Here is a 25919-nt window from a genome sequence, read left to right on the forward strand (position 1 = left end):
CGGGACGGCCGGCGGGACGGCCGGCCGACGGCCGATTGGGCGGCCGATGGGATGAGCGGCTATTCGTCCTCGTCCTCGTCGTCCAGTCGCGCCAGCCAGGTCGCGAGACGTTCGACCGGGACCTCGAAATCGGGATTGAGGTCGACGAACGTACGCAGCTGTTCGGCCAGCCACTCGAAAGTGACCTCCTCCTCGCCGCGCCGTTTCTCCAGTTCCTCGATCCCACGGTCGGTGAAGTACATGGAATCAGCCTAATGCCTGGTGAGCGGGGTGCGAGGACCGGGAACGAGGATCCCGCCGCCGCGGAGAACCGTTCGGGTGCCCGCCGCCGTCCTTTCCCCCGACCCTCGCGCCGGCCCTCTACTGCCGTTAATCTGCGGGGAATTGGGGAAAACGGGGGAAGTCATGGGTGATGACGAGGCCAATGTCACGCGCATCGAAATGCCGGACGGCACGCCCGTATGGGCCCGGATCTCGGGGGCCGCGGAACTGCGCCGTCCTTCCGGGGGCCTGACATACGCGGACACCGGGTTCGCCGACCAGGTGCAGGCCCGGGTCGAGAGTCTGCAATCCGTCGTGACCAGCGTCGCGCGGTCTCTCGCCGGGCCTCTACGCGCGGTGCGTCCCGACGAGGTGAGTGTCGAGTTCGGCATCGAACTCACCGCCAAGTCCGGGAAGATCGTCGGACTGCTCGCGGACGGTGAGGCCAAGGGGGGCATCAAGGTCACCCTGACCTGGAACGACGGCGGTCCGCCCGCCGATCTCGCCGGGCCGCGGCCGCTGGTGCCGTCCCAGACGGCGCCACCGCCACCGCCCGCCGCGCCGCCGTCGGTCGGGCCGTCGCCCGCCGGGTCACCGCCCGCCGGGTCACCGCCCGCCGCGCCACCGCCGGCGCCGCCGGCTGTCGCACCCGCGGGTCCGCCGGCCGTCCCGCCCGCCGCGCCGACCGCCGGTGGCACGCCCGGCGCACAACCCGGCGCACCGGCGCATCCCGACGGGCCCACGCCCCCGGCCGGGAGCGGAGCATGATCGACGGGCTCGGCCGGGGGGTGCCCGGGGCCTTCGGCGACGGCGGACTCGCCCTCCGCGACCTCGTCATGGCCGCCACCGTGCGCATCCATGGCCCGGGGGGCGGGTATGACCCTGATGGGCCAAGCGGAAGCTTCCTGGGGAGCGGCTTCTTCATCGCCCCGAGCTGGGTTCTCACATGTGCGCATGTGGCGTTGCAGGGGGAGGGGCGGGACGTGACCGTGGTCTTCGAAACCGGTCCCCGAAGCGGCGAGACGGCGGTCGCGGGGGCCGTCGTGGCGGCGCTTCCCGAGGCGCCTCCTGGCGGTGCCGGTCCCGGCGCGGGCTGGCCGGCGCCCGATCTCGCGCTCGTCCGGCTCAGCAGGCCCGTCGACCACGCGTGTGTGTACGTGAGCGAGCGCCCCGCGAAGTTCTTCGGCGGCGAGCAGGTGCTCTACTCGGGCTGGACCGAGGTGGGCGGCCGGCTGAAGCGGCTCAGCGGGCAGTGCGCCGTACAGGGCACCGTCGGCGGCTGGGCCGACTCCGACGAGCAGATGCGGCTCGGCGGAGACGTGCTGCCGCCGGGGGTCTCCGGCGGGCCCGCCGTCGATCTGCACCGCGGCGAAGTGGTCGGGGTGCTGAAGTCGCAGCTCCTCGGCGCCATGGGCGGGACCTCCATCGCCATCGACCGGCTGCGTTCGCTGCCGGTGCCCGCCGCCATGGCCGGGGCGGAGTCGGACGACGACTACCAGGCGGTGTTCCACGCCCATGACCGCTACCACGCCGACCGGCACATCAGCCGGGTGGGCACCGACCGTACGTGGACCGACGTACAGAGCTCCCTCGCCACCGGCGCCGACCGCGCGCTGACCCCGCAGCAGCGGGTCATGCTGCTCGGCAGGCTCGCCGAGCTGCCGCCGCCGGTCTCCACCCACAGCCTGCTCGATCTGCTCTTCCGGCTGCCCAATGTGCACTCCGTGGACCGCTATCCGGCGCCGCGCAGCTGGCGGGACGGGCTCGGGGCGCTCTACGAGACCCGTGGCGGGGAGGCCGCGCTCGAACTCGTCCTGCGCTACTGCATGAGCGTCATCTCCGCCGAGCGCCCCTATGTCACCCACACCACCGCGGCGGCCGAGGAAGCGCTCTGGGGCTGGGTGAAGCTGATCGCCGACGAGCGGCTCTCGCGGGAGTTCCGCAACGAGATCACCCGGCTCTGGTCGGCCGGACGCCACCGCACGGACCGCGAGCAGCGGCGGGCGGCCCCCGCCTACGGGGAGCGGCCACGGGAGGGGGAGCGCCCCTTCGTCCTGCTGGAGCTGGAGCCGCGCGGCTGGGAGCGGGACAGCTACGACTGGCGGGTGGGCGTCGCCCGGCACAGCGGCGAGGTGGTGCCGGTCGCCGAGGACAGCCGCGGCACCCCCGGCCACTCGCTGCGCACGCGCCTCACCGCCGCGCTGACCGAGGCGTTCCGCCGCTGCGACGAGCCGGACAGCCCCGCCATGCTCCAGGTCGCCGTCGTACAGGCGCTGCTCGGTCTTGAGGTCGACTGCTGGCAGTTGTCGCCCGACGAGCCACCGCTCGGGGTGACGCGTCCGGTGGTCGTGCGCTGTTCGGACCAGGAGTCACCGCTCTCGGAGGACGAGGCGCGGGAGCGCAGGGCGCGCTGGAGCCGTACGTGGAGTGCGGCGATGCAGGCCGAGATCATCGACTGCGAGGACGGATTGCGGGTACCCGTTCCTACGGAGGAGGGGCTGCGCTCTCTGGCGTACGAGACCGTGCCCGTGCTCTGCCGCTACGGCGACCGGCCCGACGGGGAGACCTCCGCCGGTCTGGCGCGGGTGGTGCGCGGCGGCTTCCATGTGGCCCTCCTGCGCCGCGGCATGGACCGTCCCGACGTGGTCTGCGCGGACTTCCACCGGGGCGCGGTGGCCACCGTCGCGGAGGCGGGCACCGCCGATCAGCTGCCGTGGAAGATCCAGGAACTGAGACAGGGAGTGCGCGCGGGCCGTACGGAGATGTTCTGGTCGGACGGGGTCGCGCTCTTCTACGACGATCCGCACCACCCGCTTCCCGGCTCCGGCCAGTTGCTGGAAGCGCCGTGAACCGCCCCGGCCATCGGCCTCTTACGGGGTCGGCGGCGGATCGCTACCGTGTGGCACGTTCGGCGGTTGCTGCCCCTGGCGGACGAGTGATGACGAGGAACACGCAATGAGTGAATCCAGCGAGTGGCTCATCTACCGAGGGGCCGGCGAGCCGCACGGAGGCATCACACAACTGCCGCCGCCGCCTCCCTGGCGGGACTTCGCGGGCCGCGGCGACAACTCCCCGCACGGCGAGGGCGATACGGGCGACAGCGGCGGCGACGGCTCCGCCGACCGGCGGCTCGGCGGCTACCGGCACGAGGCGGAGCTGCACCGGCCGGGCGCCGAGGAGCTGGAAATGATCAACGCGGCCCTCTACTTGAGGCGCCCGCTGCTGGTCACCGGAAGCCCCGGCGCGGGCAAGAGCACGCTGGCCCACTCCGTCGCGCATGAACTGGGGCTCGGCAGGGTGCTGCGCTGGCCCATCGTCAGCAGGTCCGCCCTCCAGGACGGGCTGTACCACTACGACGCGATCGCGCGGCTCCAGGACGTGCAACTGGCCGCGCACAGCGCCGCCGGCCCGAACGGTACGAACGGCGCGAACGGAACGGATGGCGCGAACGGAACGGGTGGCGCGGACGGTACGGGCGGCACCGACCGCCATGACCCGTCGGCGGACATCGGCAGCTATATCCGGCTCGGCCCGCTGGGCACCGCGCTGCTGCCCTCCGAGCAGCCCCGCGTGCTGCTCATCGACGAGCTGGACAAGAGCGACATCGACCTGCCGAACGACCTCCTCAATGTCCTGGAAGAAGGGGAGTTCGGCATTCCGGAGCTGGAGCGGATCGCCGACCGGCTGCCCGACGGCGAGGCCGAGGTCCTCACCGACGACGGCAAGAAGGTGAGGATCAAGGGCGGCCGGGTGCAGTGCCGTGCCTTCCCGTTCGTCGTCCTCACCAGCAACGGCGAACGCGACTTCCCGGCGCCCCTGATGCGCCGCTGTATCCATCTGGAGCTGGGCCGCCCCGACCACCAGCGGCTCGCCACGTTCGTACGGGCACACCTCGGCGACGAGGCCGCGCGCGCAGGTGACGATCTGATCAGCCACTTCCTGGAGCGCTCGCGCAGCGAACTGATCTCCACCGACCAGCTGCTGAACGCCATCTATCTCACCGACGCCGCCGCCCCGGCGGGTCGCGACCGCCTCGCCGACCTGCTCATCCAGCGACTCGACCGGCCGAGGTGATGCGCTGATGGCGGGCGGAACGGCGGACCGTACGACGGACGGCGGCCCGGCGGACGGGCGGGTGCCGTACGACGGCGCACTGCTGACCGCACTCGTCGCCCGGCTGCGCGAGGCCGGTCTCGACCCCGACGTCGAGCAGATCTGCGACGCCCTCTGGCTGGCCGAGCAGACCGGACGCGGCCGGACGGGGCAGGGCACCGGCGAGGACGGCGCGGACGGCACGGCCGGCGCCGAGTGGGCGACCCCGACCGGCGCGACGGCCGTGGCACCGGCGATCCCCGGCGACGCCGCCCAGGAGACCGAGCCGGAGGACGAGCCCGCGCCGCTGCCGGATCCAGGCGCGGAGGACGACCGCCGGATCTCGCTCTACCCCGTACCGAGCCACGGCGTACGGCGCACGCGCCACGGGCGCGGTGCCACCACGCTCACGCTCGGGGTGCCCGCGGCCCCCGCGCTGCCCGCTCCACTCGAACTCCAGCGCGCGTTACGGCCACTTCAGCGCTACCGGCCCGCCGCGCCGCCGTTGCGCCGTACCCTTGACGAGGTGGCGACAGTGGAACTCAGCGCTCGGGCCGGCGGGCTGATCATCCCGGTATTCCGCGGAGTGTCGCGGGCCGACGCGCTGCTCCAATTTGTCATGGACGCCTCGTCGTCGATGCGCGTCTGGGAGCGGCTCTTCGCGGAACTCCAGCAGATATTCGGCCAGTTGGGCGCCTTCCGCGATGTGCAGGTGCGCTATCTGCACCAAGGGCCCGACGGCGCGCCCGCCGTCAGCAGAAGCCCCGACCCGGCCGCCGCGCCGCTCAGCTCCGCCGACCGGCTGAGCGACCCGACCGGACGCCGTGTCACCGTCGTCGTCAGCGACTGCGCGGGCCCGCTCTGGCACAGCGGACGCGCCCAGCGGCTGCTGCACCAGCTCGGCCGCCAGGCGCCCACCGCCGTACTGCAACCGCTGCCGCAGCGCATGTGGAACCGCACCCGGCTGCCCGTCTCCTACGGCGTGCTGTCCCGGGGCGAGGGTCCTGGCGGCGCGGCCGTGCTGAAGGTCGGCGGCGACGCCGCCACGGCGCCCGCCGCACGGCCGGGAGCACTCGCGATCCCCGTACTGCCACCGGTCGCCGGCGCGCTCGACGCCTGGGCGAGACTGCTGTCGGGCACCGGCGCGGGCCAGATCTCCGGCGCGGTCGCCTGGGTGCGCGCCGACCAGCCCGCCGCGCCGGTGCCGCGCCACGGCGACCGGATGTCCTCGCTCCAGCTGGTCAGCCGGTTCCGTTCGGCGGCCTCGCCGGCCGCCGGGCAGCTGGCCGTCTATCTCGCCGCGGCCCCGCTCTACCTGCCGGTGATGCAGCTGGTGCAGCGCACGATGCTGCCCGACTCCGGCCCGTCCGAACTGGCCGAGGTGCTGCTCAGCGGGCTGCTCTCGCGCAGCAAGGGCGACGGCGCGGACGACGGGCAGTGGTACGAGTTCGCGCCCGGTGTCCAGGACGCGCTGCTCGGACCGCTGGGACGGGACGAGGCGCTGCTCGTGCTCAAGCACTGCTCGGAGTACATCGAGCAGAGATTCGGCAGGGGCGGCCCCAACTTCCCGGCCCTGGCCGTGGCCCAGCTGGGGCATGGCGGTCGCGCCCCGTACCTCCCGCGCGGCGGTCTCGACGACGACGCCTTCCGCGGCGAGGGCGAGACGGAGATCGAGCCCGACGGCGAGAACGGCGACGCCGCGGAGAACGGCGGGCCCGAGGGCGGCGCGCGGCGCGCCCCCGACCCCTTCGCCGAGGTCGCGGCCCGGGTGCTCGAACGGTTCATGCCGCTGCCCCCGCCGTTCGCGCCGTACGGCGGCCAGGTCCTCGCCCCGCCCACCAACGACGCGGTGGAGAGCGCCCGCGGGCTGCTGCGCCAGTTCGACTCGGACAGCATGGTGCAGTATCTGATCGACGCCGTACAACTGCTGCGCGGCGCCACCGAGCGCGAGGAACCGGCGTCCGGCTCCGACCCCGAGCTGTGGGCCGAGTTCGCCCGCTGTCTGCTGCGGCTGTGGGAGGTCCAGGGCGGCGGCGGACTGCTGCGCGAGGCCGAACGCGCCGCCCAGAAGGCCGCCGCGCACCCCCGCGCCGTACGCGAACGGGCCGTGCTCGCCAAGGTGTTGCACGCCTCGGCCGACGACCGGCGCCGGCGCGGTGACCGGCGCGGCGCGCTGGAGCTGCTGCGCCGCGCCGACCGCGAGTACACCGTCGCCTGCGCGGCGCCGGGCCTGGAACCCGGCGAGGCCCTGCGGCTGACCCTGGAGCGGGTGCGCGCCCTGGAGGAGCAGTGGCGGCTGGGCGGCGACAGCGCGCTGCTGCACGGCGCGATCGGCATGCTGGAGGCGTTCGCCGACGTCTGGCCCGACCAGGAGAACCGGCCGCCCGGCCTGCCGCTGGCCCATGGACGGACGCTGCTGCGGCTGTCCGGCGCGACCGGCGACCTCGAACAGTCCCAGGTGTACGCGGGCCAGGCGGCGCGCTCGCTGCGCAGGGCGCTCGCCCCCGGCGGCCACACCGTCGGCACACAGGCCCGGATCCTGCTCGATCTGGTGGACGCGCTGCTGCGGTCGGGCGACGGCCTGGACGAGGCGGGGACGCTCGTCGAGCAGTCGCTGGTGACCGTACGGGACGAACGGCTGCTCGCCTCGCTCAGGACGAGGGCGGGCCGGGTGCGGGTCGCCCGGTACGAACGCTCCGGCGACCCGGGCGATCTGGAGGAGGCCGCCGAGTACTTCGCCCGTGCCTCGCGCGGAGTGCCCCGCGACTCCCGGGCCCACGCGGATCTGCTCGCCGAGTGGGGCAGCGCCCTGCTGAGGCGCGCGGAACGGCCGGACGGCAGCCGGTACATCGGCGCGGCCGTACGGGTGCTGCGCGACTGCCGTACGGAAACGGTGCCCGGCATCCGGCAGGCCGACCGGCTGCTGATGCTGGGGAAGGCCCTGATGCTGCGCCACCGGCTGGGCGGCGACCGGGTGGATCTGCGGGAGGCCGAGCATCTCTTCGGACTCGCGGCCCAGGAGGCGCGCGATCCGCTGACCGCCGCCCGCTGCTGGCTGGAACTGGGCCGCTCCCACTTCGACGCGCACCGGATCCTGCACCGGCCGGCCCGGCTCGACGAGGCGGCCGAGGCGTTCAGGGCCGCGGCGGACTCGGCCAGGACCGCGGAAACGGAGCTGGACAATCCGGGGCAGCGGCTGGAAGCCGTGGCACTGCGCGCCGAGGCCAACCACTGGCGGGGCATGACCTACGAGGAGGCCGGCAGGCCCCGGGCCGCGCGCGAGGCGTACCGCGCGGCGCGTACGGAGTGGGGCAAGCTGCCGGACGGCGGCGGCGACCGGGCGCGCTCGACGATGGAACGGCTGGCCGAGCTGGAGCGGTGAGGACCGGGCGCGTACGGGGTACGGAAGGGGTACGACCGGTACGACGGCACGGGCACCGCAACGGGGAGGCGTGATGGACGAGTTGGCACGGCGGACGGCGCACACGACGGGCGCCGCGCACGGGACGGACGCGACGGGCGCCGCGCACGGGACGGACACGACGGGTACGGCGCACCGGGCGGGCGGGACGGACGCGACGGGCGCGGGCGCACAGGACGGCCCCGGCGGGCTGCCGGATCTGCTGGCGCTGGACCTGGAAGCGCTGCGTACCCTCGACCACCCGGTCCTCGCCGAGGTGGTGGCGGATCTGCGCGGCCGGGCCGAACAGCCCCGCGAGATGCTGTGGGGCTTCACCAACGCGTTCTGACCGGACGGATCCCGGCACCGCCCCCGGTCCCCGCCCTGGGCCCGCGGTTGTTTTCGGCCCGGGGCCCTTTTTGAACAGGACAACCTGTCGCGTTGAACAGGACAACCTGTCGCGCCCCGCGTTTGCCCGCCCGGTCGCCCAGGGAACCAGGCCCGGTGTCCCTGGGACCTGTCCGGGCGATCCCCGGGCGTCCCGGACGCCGTTCAGCATCGGGGGTGTGGAGTGTCTCGACAGGCGCTGCCGCGCGGGACGACGCCCGTGGCGGCACCGGTGGTCCGAGGAGCGTCCGCCGCCGCTCCCGTACGCGCCGCCGACCCCGTGCCCGTACCGGCCCCCGTCCCCGCTCCCTCGCAACCGCCCGTGCCCTTCGGGCAGTTCATCGTCAAGGTGCACGGCCGCTGCAACCTCGCCTGCCGCTACTGCTATCTGTACGAGGGCCCCGACCGCACCTGGCGCGAGCGCCCCGCCGCCGCCCCGCCCGCCGTCCTGGACCGCGCGGCGTCCCGGATCGCCGAGCACGCCGCCACGCACGCGCTCCGGGACCTCTCGCTCGTCCTGCACGGCGGTGAGCCGCTGCTCGCGGGCGCGGGCCGGCTGGGCGCCTTCGCCGCACTCGTACGCGAACGGGTACCGCACGGCAGCACCGTCCACACCACCGTGCAGACCAACGCCACCCTGCTCACCGAGGGCCGGATCGCCACCCTCGCCCGGCACGGGATACGCGTCGGCATCAGCCTCGACGGGGGGCTGGCCGCCCACAACACCCCCCGCGTCGACCACGCGGGCCGCCCCTCCTGGCCCGCGGCCTCGCGCGGCGCCCGGCTGCTCGCCGAGCACCACCCCGAGGCGTACGCGGGCATCCTCACCGTCGTCGACCCGCGCACCGACCCCGCCGAGGTGTACGCGTCGCTGCTCGCGCTGCGCCCGCCCGCCCTCGATCTGCTGCTCCCGCACGGCAACTGGTCCGCCCCGCCGCCCGGTCTGCCCGCCGCCGGTCCCGGCGACCGCGACCGCCCCGACCGCGACCGCCCCGACCGCGACCTCCCCGACCGCCCCACCCCGTACGGCGACTGGCTGAGCGCGGTCTTCGACCGCTGGTGGTCGGCCGGGCGCAGGGAGACCCGGATCCGGCTCTTCGAGGAGTGTCTCGCCCTGCTGCTCGGCCTGCCCGGCGCCACCGAGTCCCTGGGGCTCGATCCCGTGAACGCCATCGTGATCGAGACGGACGGCGCCATCGAACAGGTCGACTCCCTGAAGTCCGCCTACGACACGGCCGCCGCCACCGGCCTCGACATCTTCCGGCACACCCTCGACGACGCCACCCGCCATCCCGCCGTCGCCGCCCGCCAGTCGGGCGCCGCGTCGCTCGCCGCCGGCTGCCGCGCCTGTCCGCTGCTCACGGTCTGCGGCGGCGGCCACTACGCGCACCGCTACCGCGCGGGGCACGGCTTCACCAACCCCTCCGTCTACTGCGCGGACCTCCAGCGGCTGATCCGCCATGTGGCGGCCAGGCTCACCGAAGCGACGGCACCCCGGCCGGCGGGCCGGCGCGGAGGCCCCGGGTGAGCGGCGCCGTACCGGAGCCGCTGCTGCGTGAACTCGGCCGTACCGAAGGCGGATCGGAAGCCCTCGGGCTGCTCGTGCGCGACCAGCACACGCGCCGGCTCGTGCTGCTGCGGGCCCTGCTCGACGCGGCGTCCGCCGCCCCCGCCGCCGTCTGCGCGCCCGGCCGGCTCGACCGGCTGCGCCAGGACTGGGCGCTGCTGGAGGCCGCCGAGCGCGCGGACAGGGCCGCCACGCGCTCCGTCCTCCTCCATCCGCTCGCTGGACCCTGGGCGCAGCGCTGTCTGCGCGGCCTCACCGCCGCCGCGCCGACCCCCGAACTCACCGCCGATCTGGCCCACTTCAGCGCCCTCGCCGCGGCGGCGGCGATCCGCGCGGGGCTGCCCTTCGAGGCGCGGCTCACCGCCCCCGACGGACTGCTCGTCCTGCCCACGCTCGGCGCGCTGCGCACCGGCCCGGGAACGCCCGTGGTCCATGTCGCCCAGAACGAACGCGAGGTGACGTTGCGTCAGGGAAACGCCGGAGTCGTCACCATACGGCTGGAGGAGAGCGGCGCGGCCTCCGGCGACCCGCGCTGGCTGCCCGTCCTCACACTCCCCGCCGTCCTGCCGGGCACCGCGCCCGTACCGCTGGACGACCTCGACCCGTACCGCACCGCGGGCAGCGGTCTCCAGCGGTTCGGGCTCTCCTCCGTCGCGGGCCTCGACGGGAGCGAACGCGCGGCCTGGCGGGAGCTGTGGGCCGGGGTGGCGCCCATGCTCAGGACCGGCGGCGCCCACCGCATCGCCGAGACGGCCGCCCTGCTGCGCTGTCTGGTCCCGCTCTCCCCGCCGCCCGGCTCGGCCGCGGGCGCCGCCACCGGCCCGCCGTCCAGCCGCGAGGGCGCCGCGCAGTGCAGCGGGACCCGGCGCGAGGCGTTCGGCGCGATCCTCAGCAGCAGGCCCGCCACCGCCGCCCACTTCGCGTCGACCCTCGTCCACGAACTCCAGCACACCAAGCTCGCCGCGCTCGCGGCCCTCACCCCGCTGCACCACGAGGACGCGACACCACGGCACTTCGCGCCCTGGCGCCCCGACGCCAGGCCCTTCGACGGCCTCCTCCAGGGCGCGTACTCGCACCTCGCGCTCGCCGACTACTGGCAGCGCCGCGCGCTCGGTACGGACCGCCGCTCCGCCCGCGACGCGGCGTGGGCCGAACACGCCCGCTGCCAGGAACAGGTGGGCGCGGTCCTGCCGGTGCTGGCGGCCTCCGGCGCGCTGACCCCGGAAGGCCGCGTAGTCGTCAACGAGATGATCTCCATGTACCACCGGCTCGCCGACACACCGCCGCCGCCCGGACATCTCGCGCGGGCAGTGGCGTACGTACGCACCGCGCGCATGATCTGGCGCCAAAGGAACGCAAGTTAATACGGCGCGCACCCGGATGGATTCCAGGGCCCCAGGGGTATGTTAAAAGGGCGTATGACGAAGCAGGGAGACGGTCGAATGCCCGGAGCGCGTAAGCCAGTTGGAGCAACCGGGACGCAGGCTGTCACCATCAGTTTCGCCGGTTTCAACCGGGCCTGGGCGGCCTGGATCGGGGACCGGCTCCAGCGCCGCGGACTCCCGGTCGTCTACCAGCGGTGGGACCCGCCGGTGGAGCTGTCCCTGGAGGAGGGGCTGGAGGATCTGCTGCTGGCGCCCGGCCCCGTCCTCGTGATCCTCAGCGACTGGTACTTCCAGCTCGGCCCACGCAGCCACGACGAGTGGAACCGCGCCCTGCGCCAAGTGGTCGCGGCACAGCCCGACCGGTTCGCCGCCGTCACGGTCACCACATCGGCGCTGCCCGGCGCCACCGCCGTGTTCGCCGCCGCCGATCTGACGACCGTCGGCGCCTCGGAGGCCGAGCGGCGCGTCCTCGCCCGCCTCGGACTGCCCACCGACCCGCTGCCCGATCTCGGCGAGGCGCTGCTGTCCGGCCCGCGCTATCCCGCCGACACCCCCGACGTGTGGGGCGGCGTCCCCCGCCGCAACACCCGCTTCACCGGCCGCGAGACGCTCCTCAACAACGCGTACCAGGCGCTCCAGGAGGCCGACGGAGGCGCCGGTGTGGTGACCCTGCACGGCATGTCGGGCGTCGGCAAGACCCAGCTGGCCGCCGAGTACGTGTACCGCTTCGGCGCCGAGTACGACGTGGTGTGGTGGGTCGCCGCGGACAAGCGGGTCACCTGCCGGCAGAGACTCGCCGAACTCGCCCCGGCGCTCGGCCTGTCCACCGGTGTGGAGTACGGCGAGCGGCTGCGCGCCGCCCGGGACGCGCTGCGCCGCGGCGATCCGTACCGCCGCTGGCTGCTGGTCCTGGACGGAGCCGACGAACCCGACCAGATCTGGGACCTGGTGCCCACCGGCCCCGGCCATGTGCTGATCACGGCGCGCAACCCGGAGTGGGACGAACACAACAGCGCCCTGATGGAGGTGCCCGTCTACGAGCGCGACGAGTCGGTCGCGTTCATCCGACGCCGCGCCCCGCGCCTCACCCACACGGAGGCCGGGCAGCTCGCGGAGGCCCTCGAAGACCTGCCGCTGCTGCTCGACCAGACCGCGGGCTGGCTCAACGACTCGGACATGTCGGTCGACGAGTACATCGCGATGCTGGAGGACGGCATCGACCAGGATGTCGTCCGGGTCTCCGCCGACTTCCCGCTCGCCTTCCAGACCGGCTGGTCGATACTGCTCAACAAGCTCCGCGAGACGGTCCCCGAATCCGTCGACCTGCTCCGGCTGTGCACCTTCTTCGCGCCGGGCGCCATCCCCGTACGGCTGGTGCGCGACCTGCCCGTGGACACGCTCCCGGAGAAGCTGCGCGGGCTGGTCGACGATCCGGTGCGCTGGGCGCGGGCGATCAACAAGCTGCGGCAGTACGCCGTCGTACGGGCCGCCGGGGTCGGCGAGCGCGAGGTCCATGACTCGGTGCACGACGCCGGTCCCTCCGGCGTGGCGGGCGACACCCTCTACATGCACCGTATGGTCCACCAGATCGTCCACCAGGACATGCCCGAGCAGGACCACAAGGACTTCATCGAGGTGGTGCGCCGGGCACTGGTGGCCGCCGACCCCGGCAGACCGACCGACACCCGGCTGTGGCCCCGGTACGCGGAGATCACCCCGCACCTCAAGTGGGCCGATGTCCTGAAGAGCACCGACCCGGCGATGCACACCCTGATCCTCAACTGCCTGCGCTACATGTACCTCTCCGGGGAGTACCGCGCGGGCATCAACCTCGGCCGGCGCGCGCTGACGGCCTGGCGGCGGCTCCTCGGCGAGACGCACCCGAGGATCTGGGACGTCAGCTACCACTACGCCAACCTGATGCGCGCCGTCGGCGACTACGCGGGCACCGAGGCCATCGAGCGCGCCGCCGTCGACCATCTGCGCGCCGAGCGCGGCCCGAAGGACCTGGAGCATCTGCGGGCCTCCGGAGGGCTCGCCGCCGATCTGCGCGGCCTCGGCCGGTACGAGGAGGCCCTGGAGGTCTCCTCCTGGATCCTGGTCTGCTACCGCGAACTGCTGGGCGAACAGGACTCCCGCACCCTCAACGCCCAGAACAACCTGGCCGTCTCGCTGCGGCTGCTCGGCCGGTACGAGGAGTCCCTCGACCTCAACCGGCGGACGCTGGAGGCCCGTCGGCAGACACTGCGCCTGCGGCACAACTGGACCCTCTTCTCCGAGATCAACTACGCCACCGACCTGCGGCTGCTCGGCCGGTACAACGAGGCCGAATCGCTCCAGTCGCAGAGCGTGCGCGTCCACCGGATGGTGCTGGGCCGGGACAACCCCCAGACACTGCGCGCGGAGCACAACCTCGCGCTGTGCCTGTACCGCTCGGGCGAACGCGGCAAGGCGGGGGTGCTGTTCACCCAGGTCCTGGAGAACTGCGAGCGCGTCCTCGGCGAACACGACCCGCTCACCATGATGTTCGCCGCCGGCCAGAGCTGTTTCGCCCGCGAGCACGGCGACATCGACCAGGCCAAGGACATAAGCGACAAGGTCGTCCACGGCTATCTGGCGATGCTCGGGGAGGGCCATCCGTTCGTCGCGGGCGCCCGCGCCAACCACGCGCTGATCCTGCGCGGTGTGGGGGAGCGCGAGCAGGCGCACGCGCTGATCGAGGACGCCCTCACCGACATGACCCGGGCCGTCGGCGAACGGCATCCCTGGACGCTGGGGTCCGCCATCAACGCCTCGGCGCTGCGCAATCTGGTGGGCGACCCGGAGGGCGCGGCGGCGCTGACCGCCGACACCATCACCCGCGCCACCGAGACGCTCGGCAGGACCCATCCGCTGACGCTCTCGGCCCGGATCGCGCACGCCGCGGACCTGCGGGCCCTGCGCGAGGGGCAGCGCGCCGAGAAGGTCGAGGGGGAGGCGCTGGACGACCTGGCGGCGACGCTGGGCGCGCAGCATGTCCACACCGTCGCGGCCCGGTCCCGTAACCGCCCCTACTGGGACTTCGAGCCCCCGATCGTCTGACGCCCGGAGCCACGGAGCCACGGAGCCACGGCGCCCGGAGCCCGGAGCCCGGCGCCCGGCGCCTGGAATCCGGCGCCCGGCGCCCGGCGGGCCGGAAAGGGCCGGGAAAAGCCGGAGGGCCCGGCCCCGCGGAGATCGCGGGGCCGGGCCCTCCGGTACGTACGGCGGGTCCGTCAGGCGTCGAAGACCTCGTTGACCAGCTGCTGCTGCTCGGCCTGGTGGCGCTTGGCCGAGCCGACCGCCGGGGACGAGGAGTGCGGACGCGAGATACGGCGCAGCCGCTCGCCGTGCGGCACATCCGCGCCGACCGCCAGGTCGAGGTGGTCGATCAGGTTGAGCGCGATGAACGGCCAGGCACCCTGGTTCGCCGGCTCCTCCTGGGCCCACAGGTACTTCTCGGCGTTCGGGAACTTGGCGATCTCGGCCTGCAGTTCCGCACCCGGCAGCGGGTACAGGCGCTCCAGGCGCAGGATCGCGGTGTCCGTCACGCCGCGCTTCTGCCGCTCGGCGTCGAGGTCGTAGTAGACCTTGCCCGCGGTGAAGACGACCTTGCGCACGGCGTTCGGGTCCACGCTCGTGTCGCCGATCACCGGGCGGAAGCCGCCGGTGGTGAACTCCTCCGCCTTGGACGCCGCCGCCTTCAGACGCAGCATCGACTTCGGGGTGAAGACGACGAGCGGCTTGTGGTGCGGGTTGTGGACCTGCCAGCGCAGCAGGTGGAAGTAGTTCGACGGCAGGGTCGGCATGGCGACCGTCATGTTGTTCTGCGCGCACATCTGGAGGAAGCGCTCCGGGCGGGCGGACGAGTGGTCCGGGCCCTGGCCCTCGTAGCCGTGCGGCAGCAGCAGCGTGACGCCGGAGGTCTGGCCCCACTTCTGCTCGGCCGACGAGATGAACTCGTCCACGACCGTCTGCGCGCCGTTGACGAAGTCACCGAACTGCGCCTCCCACATGACCAGCGCGTCCGGCCTGGCCAGGGAGTAGCCGTACTCGAAGCCCATCGCCGCGTACTCGCTGAGCAGCGAGTCGTAGACGTTGTAGCGGGCCTGCTCGTCGGTGAGGTACTGGAGCGGGGTGTAGTCCTCGCCCGTGCCCTGGTCGACCAGGACCGCGTGGCGCTGGCCGAACGTACCGCGGCGGGTGTCCTGACCGGAGAGCCGCACCGGCGTGCCCTCCATCAGCAGCGAGCCGATGGCGAGGGTCTCGCCCATGCCCCAGTCGATCGTGCCGTCCTCCACCGAGGCCGCCCGGCGCTGCATCTGCGGCATCAGGCGCGGGTGGACGGTGACCGTGTCCGGGATGTTGACCTGCGACTCGGCGATCCGCTTGACGACCTCCTGGGAGACCGCGGTGGTGACGGCCACCGGGAACTCCGCCTGGGCGTCCGGCACCTGGGCCGTGCCCGGGTGCGAGGTGGCCTCGCGGACCTCGGCGAAGACCTTCTCCAGCTGGCCCTGGAAGTCCTGGAGCGCCTGCTCCGCCTCTTCCAGCGTGATGTCGCCGCGGCCGATCAGCGACTCGGTGTAGAGCTTGCGCACCGAGCGCTTCTTGTCGATCAGACGGACCATCTGCGGGTTGGTGAACTGCGGGTTGTCGCCCTCGTTGTGACCGCGGCGGCGGTAGCAGATGAGGTCGATCACGACGTCCTTGTTGAACGTCTGGCGGAACTCGAAGGCGAGCCGTCCGACGCGGACCACGGCCTCCGGGTCGTCACCGTTCACATGGATGATCGGCGCCTCGATCATGCGGGCCACGTCGGTCGCGTACATGGAGGAGCGCGACGCCTCGGGCGCGGCGGTGAAGCCGACCTGGTTGTTGATCACGATGTGGACCGTGCCGCCGGTGCGGTAGCCGCGCAGCTGCGACATGTTGAGCGTCTCGGCGACCACACCCTGGCCCGCGAAGGCCGCGTCGCCGTGCAGCGCGAGCGGCAGGACCGTGAAGTCCGTACCGCCCTTGTTGATGATGTCCTGCTTGGCGCGGACGACGCCCTCCAGGACCGGGTCCACCGCCTCCAGGTGCGAGGGGTTGGCGGTCAGCGAGACCTTGATCTGCTCGCCGTCCAGACCGGTGAAGGTGCCCTCGGCGCCCAGGTGGTACTTCACGTCGCCGGAGCCATGCATCGACTTCGGGTCGAGGTTGCCCTCGAACTCCCGGAAGATCTGCGCGTACGACTTGCCCACGATGTTGGCGAGGACGTTCAGCCGGCCGCGGTGGGCCATGCCGATGACGACCTCGTCGAGCCGCGACTCGGCGGCGGAGTCGATGACCGCGTCGAGCAGCGGGATGACGGACTCGCCGCCCTCCAGCGAGAAGCGCTTCTGGCCGACGTACTTCGTCTGCAGGAAGGTCTCGAACGCCTCGGCCGCGTTGAGCCTGCGCAGGATCCGCAGCTGCTCCTCGCGCTCGGGCTTGGCGCGGGGACGCTCCACCCGGTCCTGGAGCCACTTGCGCTGCTTCGGGTCCTGGATGTGCATGAACTCGATGCCGGTGGTGCGGCAGTACGACTCGCGCAGCACGCCCAGGATGTCGCGCAGCTTCATCATGGACTTGCCGGCGAAGCCGCCGACCGCGAACTCCCGCTCCAGGTCCCACAGCGTGAGCCCGTGCTCGGTGATGTCCAGGTCGGGGTGCTTGCGCTGGAGGTAGTCCAACGGGTCGGTGTCGGCCATGACATGGCCGCGGACCCGGTAGGAGTGGATCAGCTCGAAGACCCGGGCGGGCTTGGTGACGTCCTCGTCGTGCGAGGCGTCGATGTCCTTGAGCCAGCGCACCGGCTCGTACGGGATGCGCAGCGCCTGGAAGATCTCGTCGTAGAACTCGTTCTCGCCGAGCAGCAGCTGGCTGACGATCCGCAGGAACTCGCCGGACGCGGCGCCCTGGATGACGCGGTGGTCGTACGTCGAGGTCAGCGTCATGACCTTGGAGATGCCCAGCTTGTTCAGGGTGTCCTGCGACGTGCCCTGGAACTCGGCCGGGTAGTCCATGGATCCGACGCCCATGATGACCGACTGACCGGGCATCAGCCGCGGTACGGAGTGGACCGTGCCGAGGCCGCCGGGGTTGGTCAGCGAGACGGTGACGCCCGTGAAGTCGTCCATCGTCAGCTTGTTGTTGCGGGCGCGGCGGACGATGTCCTCGTACGCCTGCCAGAACTCGAAGAAGTTGAGCGTCTCGGCCTTCTTGATGCCGGCGACGACCAGCTGGCGGTCGCCGTTCGGCTTCACCAGGTCGATGGCCAGACCGAAGTTGATGTGCTCCGGCTTGACGAGGGTCGGCTTGCCGTCCCGCTCCGCGAAGGAGTGGTTCATCGACGGCATGGCCTTGATGGCCTGCACCATCGCGTACCCGATGAGGTGCGTGAAGGAGATCTTGCCGCCACGCGCGCGCTTCAGGTGGTTGTTGATGACGATGCGGTTGTCGAAGAGGAGCTTCACCGGGACCGCGCGCACGGACGTGGCCGTGGGCAGCTCCAGCGAGGCGTTCATGTTCTTCGCGACGGCGGCGGACGGGCCACGCAGCGTCACGTACTCCGGGCCCTCGGCGGCCGCGGTGGCCTCGCCACCGGTCGCGGCGGGCTTGGCCTTCGCCGGGGCGGGAGCCGCCGGGGGCTGCGCGGGGGCGGCGGGCCGTGCGGGCGCCGGGGCGGCGGCAGCGGGCTTCGACGGCGCGGCGGGGGCCGCCGCCGGGGCGGCCGGCTGTGCCGGAGCCTGCGTCTGGGCCTGTGCCGGAGCCTGCGTCTGGGCCTGTGCCGGGGCGGCGGGCGCCGGGGTCGCTGGGGCGGTCGCCTGGGTCGTGGGCACCTGGGTCGTGGGCACCGCAGCCCCCGCGGCTGCGGTCGCCGCGGCCTCATCGGACCTGTCCGCCGTACCGGGAGTGCCCGGCTTGTAGTCGGCGAAGAAGTCCCACCAGGCACGGTCAACCGAATTCGGATCCTGGAGGTACTGCTGGTAGATCTCGTCGACAAGCCACTCATTGGCACCGAAGGCCGCGGCAGGGTTCTTGCCCTGCCCGTCTTCGTCGGTCGAGATGCTCGCGTTACTGGGGGACTGAGACGACACGGCGTGAACCGCCCTCTTCCGCTTCACAAGGTGATGGACAGCGGGAATCAAGGCTACGCCTACCAGGCCAGGAGGTGCAGGCCGGGCGTGCCATCGTCGTGCAAGTCACATCGGACGGCGAGTTTCAGCGTAATAAATGGCGGGAAACAAGCCAGGTTCCGTTGTGCCAGGAACGCGCGACGCTCCGGGAACGGCCGGTTCACGGCCTGTTGCTCGCCCGTCCCCGACTCCGTGCCCGGAGATCGTGCGCTTTCGCTTCGAACTCTACGTCAACGGCGGGGTCCCGGTGCTCCCGGCAGAGTGACCCGTATCAGGCAGCCGCGGGCCGATTCGGCCACTCCTATCCGCCCGCCGTGCAGATCCACGGCCCAGCGGGCGATCGCCAGGCCCAGGCCCGTACCGCCGTCGCTGCCCGGCCCGTGCGGGTACTGCGCGGTGCCCCGGTTGAACCGCTCGAAGACGCGGTGCCGCTCCTGCTCCGGGATCCCGGGCCCCTCGTCCTGCACCTCCAGGTCCAGCGACTCGGGGCCGGTGCCGCGCCGGGCCCGTACGGTGACCCGGCCGTGCGGCGGGCTGTGCTTGACCGCGTTGTCGATGAGGTTGGCGACGACCTGGTGCAGCCGCTCCGCGTCCGCGTGCGCGGTCAGCTCGGGCGGCGAGACGTCCAGGTGGAGATGTACGTCCGTACGGGTGTGATGGCCGGAGCCGGAGATCGGCCCGCGCTGCGAGGACGCCAGATTGGCCTCCTTCAGCACCCCGGAGAGGTACGGCCAGACCTCGAAGCGCTGTGACCGAAGCGGTACGACCCCGTTGTCCAACCGGGACAGATCGAGCAGCGTCTCCGTCAGCCGGCCCAGCCGCTCGGTCTGCCGCAGGGCCGTGAGCATCGTCTCGGGATCGGCGGGCGAGACCCCGTCCACGACGTTCTCCAGCACGGCGCGGAGGGCCGCGATGGGCGTGCGCAGCTCGTGCGAGACATTGGCGATCAGCTCCTTGCGGTGCCGGTCCTCGGCCTCCAGATCGTCGGCCATGCGATTGATCGTGGAGGCGAGGTCGCCCAGCTCGTCGCGGCGGTCCGCGCCGCTGACACGGCGGGTGTAGTCACCGTGCGAGATGCCCTTCGCGACCGTGTTCATCTCGTCCAGGGGCGCGGTCAGGCCGTGCGCCACGAACTGGGTGATCAGCAGCGTGGCGATCATCGAGAAGACGGTGATGAAGCGCAGCTCGGTCTCGGTGCGCAGGGCCACCATCAGCAGCCCGGTGGTGATGAAGACGGAGATGACGACGAGGGCGCCGAGCTTGGCCTTGATGGAGAAGGGCCGCAGGCCGCTGGCGTCGAGGCCGCGGGGTCCGGGGCGGAATTCCAGGGCCGGGGGGCGTCGGCCCCCGCGGCTGTCGCCACGGGCGCCGGTCCCGACGTTGCCCCTGCCGCTGTTTCCGACGTTGTTCCTGGCGGCGCGGGTGGCGCCGGAGCCGGGCTTCCGGGGAGAACCGGGCTCCCGGAGCGAGCCGCGTCGCCAGAACACGCCGGGCTTCCGGAGCGAGCCGGACCTCCAGGGAGCACCGGGCTTACGCGGAGAGCCGGGCTGCCGGGAGGAGCCGGGCTTAGGCGGAGAGCCGGGCTTCGGGGAGGAGCCGGGCTTACGCGGAGAGCCGGGCTTCGGGGAGGAGCCGGAGGTGGCGGGGGACGCCGGAGCGCCCCGTCCGTCGGCCCCGGTTCCGGTTCTGTCGCCGTCGGCGCCGCCGCCGTCACCCTGCCCGGTCATGGCGCCGGGGTCTCCAGCGCGTAGCCGACGCCATGGACGGTACGGATCCGCTCGGCGCCGATCTTCCGGCGCAGCGCCTTGATGTGGCTGTCGACCGTACGGGTCCCCGAGGCGTCCGCCCAGTCCCACACCTCGGCGAGCAGCTGCTCCCGGGAGAGCACCGCGCGCGGGGTGTTCGCCAGGCAGACCAGCAGATCGAACTCGGTGGGCGTCAGATGGACGTCGTCACCGCGCACCCGGACCCGGCGCTGCGCGTGGTCGATCTCCAGCTCGCCCAGCCGCAGGATGCCGCTGCGCGGGGTCACCGCGGCGAGCGCGGCCCGCTCCACCCGGCGCAGCAGCACATGCACGCGCGCGGCCAGCTCCCGCATCGAGAACGGCTTGGTCATGTAGTCGTCGGCACCGACCCCGAGGCCGACCAGCATGTCGGTCTCGTCGTCGCGCGCCGTCAGCATCAGCACCGGCACCGGGCGCTGCGCCTGGACACGGCGGCAGACCTCCAGCCCGTCGAAGCCCGGCAGCATGACGTCGAGGACCATCAGGTCCGGCTGCCAGGCCTCGGCCGCGTCCACGGCCGCGGGTCCGTCCAGCGCCGTCTGCACCAGAAAACCCTCGGCACGCAGCCGTGCGGCGATGGCGTCGACGATCGTGGCATCGTCCTCGACCACCAGGACCCGGCGCTGGGCGCCGGGCGTCGCCGCGACTCCGTTGTGGCTGGTGTGTGTCTGCTCCATCGCCCCGCCCCTGGTACGCGTTCCGCGATCCTTGTTCCGCGATCTGCATGAAGTATGCAGATCCGTGTGTGTGGAGCAGCGTAGAGGCAGCGGGAGCCTTCCGGCTACGCAGTGCGAACAGCGAGATGGACCACGTCGGGTACGCCTCGGGCAACTTGGATCTCTTCCGCCCGTACCCCGCTGAATCCGGCATTCCCCAACGCTTCGGCAAAGGCGGGAGAGGGATTCGCCGACCATACGGCGAGGACACCGCCCGGATTCAGCCGCGCCCGGCAGGCGGCCAGTCCGTCGGGCGAGTACAGGTTCTCGTTGTCCTCGGTGACGGTCCACTCGGGCCCGTTGTCGATGTCCAGGCAGAGGGCGTCGTAACGGTCCGTGGTTGTCGTCAGATACGCCACCAGCTCGGTGTGCAGGATCACAACGCGCGGATCGGCGAGCGCCGCCCCGGAGATCCGCCGGAGCGGCCCGTCCCGGTGCCAGTCGATGACGGCCCGCTCGCGCTCGACCACCACGATCCGGCCCCAGCGGGGATCGGCGGCGGCGTGCGCGAGCGAGAACCCGACCCCGAGCCCACCGACCAGAACGGCCGGCCGCCCCCGCTCTCCGGACCGGTCCTCGGGCAGCGCCGCCAGGGCCGCGTCGATGAGCAGCCGCTCGGAGCGGCCGTCCGAGGTGTCCATCAGGAAGCAGCCGTTGGCGATGATTTCCAGCCGTTCACCACGCCGGCGCAGCACGACCTCGCCGTAGGGGCCGTCGCGGCGGTCGAGGGTGACGGGATCGAGCTGAGGCGCGAGCGCGGCGCCGGGTGCGGGTACGGACATGCTGGACCTTTTCGTCAGGGCGGCTGGTACCGCCTGACATCCTGCTCGCAGGGGCTGGAGCGGGACAATCCGTTTCCTCCGGCCCCGGCCATGGACGCGGCCCAGGGCGCGGACAGGGCGCGCCGGGCGGGGCCCTGTCCCGGAGCTGGGATCACCGCTCCCCGGGTGGTACCAGACGTACGGGGGACGAGTAGCGGGATTGAGCCATGCGCCGGCGGCGTGGTGTCCCCTTGTCCTTATAGACGTGGCGTCCCCTTGTCCCCATAGATACGTACCGCCCGGCCCGCGCCTGGCTGGAGCCGAGCGGGGAGCGGTCGTGGGGAGCGGTGGCGGCAACCGGGTCATCGGGGCGCCGGTTCCGGCACCCCCGCGGTCGTTCCCGTCATCGCCGCCGTTTCGCTCCGGTAGGTGTGGCCGCGTTCCGGGCCGAGGCCGAAGTAGTGGCGGAAGTTGTAGATGAGCGGACTCCACGCGGCGGGATCGACGTGGTCGGTGCCGGGTACGACGATGTCCGGGGCCGCGTGGACCTTCCGTACCACCGCCTCGACGATCAGGAAGCGGCCCGAGACATCGGGCTGGACCCGGTCGGCGTACGCCTCCAGTTGGAGGGGGCACTCGGCGACGCGTGGCGGCCCGACCAGGTGGGAGGGAGTGGGGGTGAAGCCGGACGCGCCGAATTTGTCCGGTTCGAAGCGGCACGCGGGGGGTTTGCTCGCCGGGACGGGATCGCGTCCGGTGAGCGGGGCCAGCCGTTCCACGGCGGGCCACTGATCCGGAGCGGGCAGGCTGATCACCAGCTCGCGGCGGGGTCCCGGCCCGGCGCCGAGATTGTGCGCGGTCTGCCCGTCGGCACCGAGCCCCAGCACCACCACCTGCCCGAGCGCCCAGGCCGATGAGATCGGGGCGAGATTGGCCGAGCCGTCGTCGTTCTCGGTGGTGAGCAGGATGACGGGGGTCCCGAAGTAGAGAATGCTCGGTTCGATGACCAGATGGCGGGTCTCGGCCGCCGTCGATGGCTCCCTCACGGAGCCGGTCACGCGCTCGGTCACGGAACCGGTCGGGGAATCCGTCAGGGTGTCCGTCGAGGTGTCCATACGGCCGACGCTAGGACGCGGACGCTTCGGCCCCGGCCGAAGGATCAGCCCGAAGGATCAGCGCTGGTCGCGCGCCGCGCGGCGGTCCATCGGCCGGCGGTCGCCCGGTGATCGTTCTCCGGTGTATCCGGTGTATCCGGGGTGGCCACCGGTCAGCGGCCGCGCCTCAGCCGACCGGCCCACCGGCCGAGCCTCCGTCGCGAGCGGCGAAGGCGCGGCTGAGGGCGTCGTGGATTCTCCGCGCCCGTCCGGCCGGCTTCGCCGGGGCTTCGTTCCCAGTGACCGTCGGGTGACAGCATCGGCGCCCTGCGTTCCGCTTGAGCCCGGACCTCGACGTAGGACTCGTGGGCCGTGATGCGGAACGCCTCCTCGTAGGAGGCCAGGGCCGCACTCATGGCCCCGCCGGCGAGGCCACGGCGCCGGATGCGCGCGGCCAGCCATGTGAAGAAGCCGAGGACCACGGCGAGGACGCCGGCCGCGATCAGGAACGGTAAGAGCGCATCCATGGCCGCGAGGCTAATGGGCGGGGTCCACGTGCGGGTGAGGTCGGGTTCGACGTGGTTGCGGAATAACGACCTCCGGCCTGCGTTGTAGCGGGTCCCGCGCTCTTGGCCGCAGGCCCCGCCGCCGCCGATGGACCCAACGCCCGGTGATCGCTCAGAGCGAACAGGACCCGGGGAACATCCGGAGACTCACAAGCATTGAGTCGGTATAGCTCAACTTGACTGCCGAAGGGGAGATCATGGCTGACACCTCTACATCGCTCACGCTTCCCGTGCTGCCGCTCGACGACGAGGTCGTCCTGCCCGGCATGGTGGTGCCTCTGGATCTGTCCGACGCCGAAGTCCGCGCCGCGGTGGAAGCCGCGCAGGCGGCCGCCCGTGACGGGGGCGACGGTGGCGGAAAGCCCAAGGTGCTGCTCGTGCCGCGCATCGACGGGACGTACGCCGGGACGGGTGTGCTGGGGACCGTCGAGCAGGTCGGCCGGCTCTCCGACGGGGATCCGGGCGCGCTGATCCGCGGCCGCGGCCGTGTGCGCATCGGTGCCGGTACGACCGGGCCCGGCGCGGCCCTCTGGATCGAGGGCATCGCCGTCGACGAGACGGCACCCGACCCGATCCCCGGCTCCGTGACCGAGCTGATCAAGGAATACAAGGCGCTCGCCACCGACTGGCTCAAGAAGCGCGGCGCCTGGCAGGTGGTGGACCGCGTCCAGCAGATCGACGACGTGTCCACGCTCGCCGACAATTCCGGTTACTCACCGTTCCTGACCACCGCCCAGAAGGTGGCGCTGCTGGAGACCACCGACCCGGTGGCCCGGCTCAAGCTCGCCACCGAGCAGCTGCGCGAACACCTCGCGGAACAGGATGTCGCCGAGTCCATCGCGAAGGACGTCCAGGAGGGCGTCGACAAGCAGCAGCGCGAGTTCCTGCTCCGGCGCCAGCTCGACGCCGTACGCAAGGAGCTGCGCGAGATCAACGGCGAGGGTGACGACGACGAGTCCGCCGACTACCGGACCCGCGTCGAGAACGCCGACCTCCCCGAGAAGGTGCGGGAAGCCGCGCTGAAGGAAGTCGACAAGCTGGAGCGGTCGTCCGACCAGAGCCCCGAGGGCTCCTGGATCCGCACATGGCTGGACACCGTCCTCGAACTGCCCTGGAACGAGCGCACGGAGGACGAGTACGACATCAGAGGCGCCCAGGCCGTGCTCGACGCGGAGCACTCCGGCCTGGAGGACGTGAAGGAACGCATCACCGAGTACCTGGCCGTGCGCAAGCGGCGCGCGGACCGCGGTCTCGGTGTGGTCGGCGGCCGTCGCGGCGGCGCCGTACTGGCCCTGGTGGGCCCTCCCGGCGTCGGAAAGACCTCGCTCGGCGAAAGCGTCGCGCACGCCATGGGCCGTAAGTTCGTCCGGGTCGCGCTCGGCGGCGTACGGGACGAGGCGGAGATCCGCGGCCACCGGCGTACGTACGTCGGCGCGCTGCCCGGCCGTATCGTCCGGGCCATCAAGGAGGCCGGTTCGATGAACCCGGTCGTCCTGCTCGACGAGATCGACAAGGTCGGCTCCGACTTCCGGGGCGACCCGGCCGCCGCGCTGCTCGAAGTCCTGGACCCGGCGCAGAACCACACCTTCCGTGATCACTACCTGGAGGTCGAACTCGACCTGTCCGACGTGGTGTTCCTCGCCACGGCGAATGTCCTGGAAGCGATTCCGGAGGCGCTGCTCGACCGTATGGAGCTGGTCAGGCTCGACGGCTACACGGAGGACGAGAAGGTCGTCATCGCCAGGGACCACCTGCTGCCCAGGCAGCTGGAGCGCGCGGGCCTGGAGTCCGGCGAGGTCACGCTGGAGGACGACGCGCTGCGCAAGCTGGCCGGTGAGTACACCCGCGAGGCGGGCGTACGAAACCTGGAGCGCGCCATCGCACGGCTGCTCCGCAAGGTCGCGGCCGAGCACGAACTGGGCGAGCGGGAGCTGCCGTTCACCCTCGGCGCCGAGCATCTGCGCAAGCTGATCGGCCGGCCGCACCACGTGCCCGAGTCCGCCCAGGACCCGGCCGAGCGCCGCACGGCGGTGCCGGGCGTGGCCACGGGCCTCGCGGTCACGGGCGCGGGCGGTGACGTCCTCTACGTCGAGGCGTCGCTGGCCGACCCGGAGACGGGCGGCTCCGGCCTGACCCTGACCGGACAGCTCGGTGACGTGATGAAGGAGTCGGCACAGATCGCGCTCTCCTTCCTCCGCTCGCGCGGCGCCGAAATGGAGCTGCCGGTGGCGGATCTGAAGGACCGGGGCGTGCACATCCACTTCCCGGCGGGTGCGGTGCCGAAGGACGGCCCGAGCGCGGGCATCACGATGACGACCGCGCTGGCCTCGCTGCTCAGCGGCCGGCTGGTCCGCACGGATGTCGCCATGACCGGCGAGGTCTCGCTGACCGGACGCGTCCTGCCCATCGGCGGTCTCAAGCAGAAGCTGCTGGCCGCGCACCGCGCGGGCATCACGACGGTCGTGATCCCGAAGCGCAACGAACCGGATCTGGACGATGTCCCGGCCGAGATCCTCGACAAGCTGGAGGTCCACCCGGTGACGGATGTCCGCCAGGTCCTGGACATCGCGCTGGCCCCGGCGGAGGTCCTGGTCACGGCCGCGGCCTGACGCCCGCACAGGCCCCGGCACCCGACGTATCGGAAGTGGCCGCGCCCGGAACGAGAGTCCCGGCCGCGGCCCCCACCCCCCCCCCCCCCCCCTCTAACCCCGCCCTGGCCCACCCC

16 protein-coding genes are annotated in these 25919 nt (G+C 72.5%); 9 read left to right on the plus strand and 7 right to left on the minus strand.

Features of this window, described 5'->3' with window-relative positions; genetic code table 11:
• Nucleotides 1-59 precede the first annotated feature (59 nt).
• A complete protein-coding gene (locus ACZ7LS_RS08295; protein ID WP_003961784.1) occupies nucleotides 60-242 on the minus strand; it encodes a DUF6104 family protein in 183 nt (60 codons plus the stop codon).
• Between the two features lie 163 nt (nucleotides 243-405).
• Between ACZ7LS_RS08295 and ACZ7LS_RS08300 the strand changes: the two genes are divergently transcribed.
• The 8 genes from ACZ7LS_RS08300 to fxsT all read left to right on the plus strand — a co-directional run bounded on the left by ACZ7LS_RS08300 (nucleotide 406) and on the right by fxsT (nucleotide 14173).
• Nucleotides 406-1029 carry a CU044_2847 family protein gene (locus ACZ7LS_RS08300; RefSeq protein ID WP_385371177.1) on the plus strand — a complete coding sequence of 208 codons (624 nt, stop codon included), beginning with the start codon at nucleotides 406-408 and terminating at the stop codon, nucleotides 1027-1029.
• Nucleotides 1026-3110, plus strand: a complete 2085-nt coding sequence (locus ACZ7LS_RS08305; protein WP_382524867.1) for a VMAP-C domain-containing protein — start codon at nucleotides 1026-1028, stop codon at nucleotides 3108-3110. The genes ACZ7LS_RS08300 and ACZ7LS_RS08305 overlap by 4 nt, the downstream gene beginning before the upstream one ends.
• 106 nt (nucleotides 3111-3216) lie before the next feature.
• The gene (locus ACZ7LS_RS08310; protein WP_385137145.1) at nucleotides 3217-4335 is read left to right on the plus strand and encodes an AAA family ATPase; all 1119 of its coding nucleotides are present in this window, start codon (nucleotides 3217-3219) and stop codon (nucleotides 4333-4335) included.
• 7 nt (nucleotides 4336-4342) lie between these two features.
• Nucleotides 4343-7735 carry an SAV_2336 N-terminal domain-related protein gene (locus tag ACZ7LS_RS08315; protein WP_385137143.1) on the plus strand — a complete coding sequence of 1131 codons (3393 nt, stop codon included), beginning with the start codon at nucleotides 4343-4345 and terminating at the stop codon, nucleotides 7733-7735.
• A gap of 73 nt (nucleotides 7736-7808) precedes the next feature.
• Nucleotides 7809-8102, plus strand: coding sequence for an FxSxx-COOH cyclophane-containing RiPP peptide (fxsA, locus tag ACZ7LS_RS08320; protein ID WP_385137142.1), 294 nt, complete (start codon nucleotides 7809-7811; stop codon nucleotides 8100-8102).
• 318 nt (nucleotides 8103-8420) lie between these two features.
• Nucleotides 8421-9668 carry an FxsB family cyclophane-forming radical SAM/SPASM peptide maturase gene (locus ACZ7LS_RS08325; RefSeq protein WP_385137149.1) on the plus strand — a complete coding sequence of 416 codons (1248 nt, stop codon included), beginning with the start codon at nucleotides 8421-8423 and terminating at the stop codon, nucleotides 9666-9668.
• Entirely contained in the window at nucleotides 9665-11071 is a 1407-nt protein-coding gene (locus ACZ7LS_RS08330) for an aKG-HExxH-type peptide beta-hydroxylase (protein ID WP_385137140.1), read from the plus strand. Before ACZ7LS_RS08325 ends, ACZ7LS_RS08330 begins: the two co-directional genes overlap by 4 nt.
• A 78-nt stretch (nucleotides 11072-11149) precedes the next feature.
• A complete protein-coding gene (gene fxsT / locus ACZ7LS_RS08335; protein ID WP_382675888.1) occupies nucleotides 11150-14173 on the plus strand; it encodes an FxSxx-COOH system tetratricopeptide repeat protein in 3024 nt (1007 codons plus the stop codon).
• A gap of 173 nt (nucleotides 14174-14346) precedes the next feature.
• On the opposite strand, the gene ACZ7LS_RS08340 is transcribed toward fxsT, so the two are convergent.
• The 6 genes from ACZ7LS_RS08340 to ACZ7LS_RS08365 all read right to left on the minus strand — a co-directional run bounded on the left by ACZ7LS_RS08340 (nucleotide 14347) and on the right by ACZ7LS_RS08365 (nucleotide 23155).
• Complete coding sequence (locus ACZ7LS_RS08340; protein ID WP_385137139.1) at nucleotides 14347-18234, minus strand: multifunctional oxoglutarate decarboxylase/oxoglutarate dehydrogenase thiamine pyrophosphate-binding subunit/dihydrolipoyllysine-residue succinyltransferase subunit; 3888 nt, start codon at nucleotides 18232-18234, stop codon at nucleotides 14347-14349.
• A gap of 269 nt (nucleotides 18235-18503) precedes the next feature.
• Nucleotides 18504-19559 (minus strand): HAMP domain-containing sensor histidine kinase, encoded by a 1056-nt coding sequence (locus ACZ7LS_RS08345; protein ID WP_385137147.1) that lies wholly within the window; start codon nucleotides 19557-19559, stop codon nucleotides 18504-18506.
• A gap of 437 nt (nucleotides 19560-19996) precedes the next feature.
• Nucleotides 19997-20734 (minus strand): response regulator transcription factor, encoded by a 738-nt coding sequence (locus ACZ7LS_RS08350; RefSeq protein WP_030355662.1) that lies wholly within the window; start codon nucleotides 20732-20734, stop codon nucleotides 19997-19999.
• A gap of 104 nt (nucleotides 20735-20838) precedes the next feature.
• Complete coding sequence (locus ACZ7LS_RS08355; RefSeq protein WP_385137137.1) at nucleotides 20839-21555, minus strand: spermidine synthase family protein; 717 nt, start codon at nucleotides 21553-21555, stop codon at nucleotides 20839-20841.
• A gap of 341 nt (nucleotides 21556-21896) precedes the next feature.
• Nucleotides 21897-22649 carry a flavin reductase family protein gene (locus tag ACZ7LS_RS08360; protein ID WP_385137135.1) on the minus strand — a complete coding sequence of 251 codons (753 nt, stop codon included), beginning with the start codon at nucleotides 22647-22649 and terminating at the stop codon, nucleotides 21897-21899.
• Between the two features lie 152 nt (nucleotides 22650-22801).
• The gene (locus ACZ7LS_RS08365; RefSeq protein ID WP_385137133.1) at nucleotides 22802-23155 is read right to left on the minus strand and encodes a hypothetical protein; all 354 of its coding nucleotides are present in this window, start codon (nucleotides 23153-23155) and stop codon (nucleotides 22802-22804) included.
• A 236-nt stretch (nucleotides 23156-23391) separates the two neighbouring features.
• Between ACZ7LS_RS08365 and lon the strand changes: the two genes are divergently transcribed.
• The gene (lon, locus tag ACZ7LS_RS08370; RefSeq protein ID WP_382517879.1) at nucleotides 23392-25803 is read left to right on the plus strand and encodes an endopeptidase La; all 2412 of its coding nucleotides are present in this window, start codon (nucleotides 23392-23394) and stop codon (nucleotides 25801-25803) included.
• Nucleotides 25804-25919 lie beyond the last annotated feature (116 nt).

Source organism: Streptomyces sp. NPDC039430, from assembly GCF_055639435.1.

What these genes read in the sequence shown, in the direction of transcription:
- ACZ7LS_RS08310 (WP_385137145.1), top strand. Translation starts at nt 3,217, where the DNA reads ATGAGTGAATCCAGCGAGTGGCTCATCTACCGAGGGGCCGGCGAGCCG.
- ACZ7LS_RS08305 (WP_382524867.1), top strand. Translation starts at nt 1,026, where the DNA reads ATGATCGACGGGCTCGGCCGGGGGGTGCCCGGGGCCTTCGGCGACGGC.
- ACZ7LS_RS08350 (WP_030355662.1), bottom strand. Translation starts at nt 20,734, where the DNA reads ATGGAGCAGACACACACCAGCCACAACGGAGTCGCGGCGACGCCCGGC.
- ACZ7LS_RS08315 (WP_385137143.1), top strand. Translation starts at nt 4,343, where the DNA reads ATGGCGGGCGGAACGGCGGACCGTACGACGGACGGCGGCCCGGCGGAC.
- ACZ7LS_RS08365 (WP_385137133.1), bottom strand. Translation starts at nt 23,155, where the DNA reads ATGGATGCGCTCTTACCGTTCCTGATCGCGGCCGGCGTCCTCGCCGTG.
- ACZ7LS_RS08295 (WP_003961784.1), bottom strand. Translation starts at nt 242, where the DNA reads ATGTACTTCACCGACCGTGGGATCGAGGAACTGGAGAAACGGCGCGGC.
- ACZ7LS_RS08360 (WP_385137135.1), bottom strand. Translation starts at nt 22,649, where the DNA reads ATGGACACCTCGACGGACACCCTGACGGATTCCCCGACCGGTTCCGTG.
- ACZ7LS_RS08300 (WP_385371177.1), top strand. Translation starts at nt 406, where the DNA reads ATGGGTGATGACGAGGCCAATGTCACGCGCATCGAAATGCCGGACGGC.
- ACZ7LS_RS08355 (WP_385137137.1), bottom strand. Translation starts at nt 21,555, where the DNA reads ATGTCCGTACCCGCACCCGGCGCCGCGCTCGCGCCTCAGCTCGATCCC.
- lon (WP_382517879.1), top strand. Translation starts at nt 23,392, where the DNA reads ATGGCTGACACCTCTACATCGCTCACGCTTCCCGTGCTGCCGCTCGAC.
- fxsT (WP_382675888.1), top strand. Translation starts at nt 11,150, where the DNA reads ATGCCCGGAGCGCGTAAGCCAGTTGGAGCAACCGGGACGCAGGCTGTC.
- fxsA (WP_385137142.1), top strand. Translation starts at nt 7,809, where the DNA reads ATGGACGAGTTGGCACGGCGGACGGCGCACACGACGGGCGCCGCGCAC.